The sequence below is a fragment of the Dethiosulfatibacter sp. genome (assembly GCF_983023055.1).
Genome location: NZ_CEZJXU010000280.1, coordinates 1 through 2,911, shown reverse-complemented (window position 1 = coordinate 2,911; position 2,911 = coordinate 1). Strand labels below are relative to the sequence as shown.

Annotated in this window: 4 protein-coding genes; all 4 read left to right on the top strand. The window is 35.6% G+C overall.

Going from position 1 to position 2,911, the window contains the following annotated elements; all coding sequences use genetic code 11:
• Positions 1 to 397, top strand: a 397-nt coding sequence (locus AC3AX0_RS09605) for a phosphate ABC transporter ATP-binding protein (protein WP_487550072.1), incomplete at its 5' end; no start/stop codon positions are given.
• A gap of 20 nt (positions 398 to 417) precedes the next feature.
• Complete coding sequence (gene phoU / locus AC3AX0_RS09600; protein ID WP_487550071.1) at positions 418 to 1,083, top strand: phosphate signaling complex protein PhoU; 666 nt, start codon at positions 418 to 420, stop codon at positions 1,081 to 1,083.
• 23 nt (positions 1,084 to 1,106) lie between these two features.
• Positions 1,107 to 1,814, top strand: coding sequence for a response regulator transcription factor (locus tag AC3AX0_RS09595; RefSeq protein WP_487550070.1), 708 nt, complete (start codon positions 1,107 to 1,109; stop codon positions 1,812 to 1,814).
• A 20-nt stretch (positions 1,815 to 1,834) separates the two neighbouring features.
• A partial coding sequence (locus AC3AX0_RS09590) for a HAMP domain-containing protein (RefSeq protein WP_487550069.1) occupies positions 1,835 to 2,911 on the top strand: 1,077 nt, incomplete at its 3' end.

Sequence of the window (2,911 nt, the reverse complement as noted above, 5' to 3'; positions counted from 1 at the left end):
TGATGAAATTGTTGAAAGAAGTTTGAGAAATGCTGCAATTTGGGACGAGGTAAAGGACAGGTTAAAAAAAAGTGCACTGGGAGTATCCGGAGGACAGCAGCAAAGAATTTGTATTGCCAGGGCACTTGCTGTTGAACCGGAGGTTCTATTAATGGATGAACCTACTTCTGCACTGGATCCTATTGCTACACTCAAGATAGAGAATCTTGCTGTGGAACTTAAGAAGAATTACACAATCGTTATGGTAACTCATAATATGCAACAGGCCGCAAGGATTTCGGACAAGACTGCCTTCTTTCTTATGGGGGAGCTCATTGAATTTGACGAAACTGAAAACATATTCAGTAATCCCAAAAATCAGAAAACCGAAGATTATATAACAGGAAGATTTGGATAATAAAAGGAGGAAGAGTTTATATGCCACAGAGATATGCTTATGAAGAAAAGCTTAATAAGTTGCATAAAGATCTAATAGAAATGCAGACTATAGTAGAAAAATCAATGGATGATACAATTAGGGCTCTTACAACTCAGGATGTGAAACTTGCTGAAAGTGTAATTGTAAGAGATGATGAAATTGATAATATGGAATTGAAGATAGAGAAGAGTTGTCTGATGATTATTGCAGGACAACAGCCTATGGCTTCTGATTTGAGAGATATAACATCAGTGCTAAAGATAATCACAGATCTTGAAAGGATAGGTGACCACTGTTCTGATATATCCAATTATACAATAAAGTTGTCTGGAGAAACTTATGTCAAACCACTTATAAGAATTCCGAAGATGGCTGAGGAAGTCAAACAAATGATCAACAACGTGATAGATTGCTGTATTAAAAATGATACGGATATGGCTAGAGAAGTCTTTAAGCATGATGATATTGTAGATAAATATTTCGAGGATATTGTTGAAGAGTTGATAGTAATCATGGAAAACAATCCAAAGACTGCAAGACAATGTACATATTTCATTTTCATAGCTAAATACCTTGAAAGAATGGGAGACCATGCTACTAATATTGCTGAATGGATCAACTTCACAGTGACAGGAAATCATGACCAAATTTATGAAGGATTATAATCTTTAATAAGCGAGGGTTTATATTGGATAAAAAAAGAATACTAATAGTGGATGATGAAGAAAACATATTGGAACTCCTTAAATACAACCTGGAAAAAAATGGATTTGATGTTACAGAAAAGTACAACGGCGAAGATGCCCTTGTATCACTAGAAAAAGACGATTTTGATATTGCACTCCTGGATCTTATGCTTCCCGGCATTGACGGTTTGGAGATTCTCAAGTTCATTAGAAACCATGACAGGATAAAAGATACCCCTGTCATTATGCTAACTGCAAAAAATGAGGAAATAGATACTGTCCTTGGACTAGAAATGGGTGCAGACGACTATTTGGGAAAGCCTTTTGGAATACATGAACTCATGGCAAGGATTAAAGCTCTTCTGAGAAGAAATGACAGGGTTAGGAAAAAAGAGGAAGAAGCTGAAGAGTTTGATATTATAGAAACTGATGAAATCAGAATAAATCGATCAACTCAAGAGGTTGCAGTAAATGGAGAAATTGTCGAACTTACTTTGAAGGAATTTGAAGTATTGTATCTCCTTGCTAAAAATAAGGGACGGGTATTTGGGAGAGACTATCTTCTTGAAAAGGTATGGGGTTACGATTATCTCGGTGAAACCAGGACTGTTGATGTACATATAAGAAATCTGAGAAAGAAAATAGAAGAAGACGATAAAAATCCTAAACATATTAAGACAGTCAGAGGAATAGGCTACAAATATGTTTAAATTTACAAGGTTGTGATATAATGCAGAAAAAATTAATGAGCTCATATATTTTTGTGATTTTAATTACAATAGTTGTAGTGGCTTTGTTTTCATGGAACAGGGGAAACAAATACTTTGAGGATACAATTAAGAAGGATTCAGTTATACAGGCGAATCTGCTCAATGAAATTCTAGAGCTTGAATACAATAAGGGTGAAATTGATTTCGAGGACTTTGTTGCCAAGTATTCTGAAATGTCCAACTACAGGATTACAATTATAGACAGCACCGGAGTAGTTGTAGGTGATTCTGATGAAGACTATAGGATTATGGAAAACCATGCCTACAGGGAAGAAATTGCAAAAGCTTTAAAGGGAGAAACTGAAAGCTCTGTAAGGTTCAGCAACACCTTGGGGGCATACTATCTATATACTGCAACTCCTATTGGTATTGATTCATTTGATGGTGTCTTGAGAATATCCGTACCTTTGATTCAGGTAAAACAAGTTGCCATAGAGGTTATTAAATACATTCTCTTCAGCATTTTTTGGGGAGCCATTGCTGCCCTTATATTGGCTTATCTTATTACCAGGAAGCTTATGAAGCCAATAGACGAACTTACAAACGGAGCCATAGAAATTTCAAATGGAAATTTTGATAGAAGGATATTTATAAGATCCAAGGACCAGATTGGAAAGCTTGCAGATTCATTCAATGAAATGACCATGAAGCTGAATGATAACCTGGGAAATTTGGAATATAGGAAATCCGAGTTGGAATCAGTTCTCAGTAGTATGAAAAACGGAATAATAGCTGTGGACAACAAGTATAAGGTGTTTCTCTACAACGAAGCCTTCAGGGACATACTTGAAATAAAGGAAGATAATTTTGAAGGAAGACAGGTTCATGAAATAGTAAGAAACTCGGCAATATTCAAGCTTCTTGAAAATTCTATAAAGAAAAACCAATATGAAGTTGACGAAATAAATACATACGGCGTGAAAGACAGAATAATAAAAATCTATGCAAGCCCAATACTTTCAAACAGCAATAAAGATGAAAAGCTTGGCACGCTTCTTATCATCCAGGATATAACCAAGGTGAGAAAGCTTCAGAAT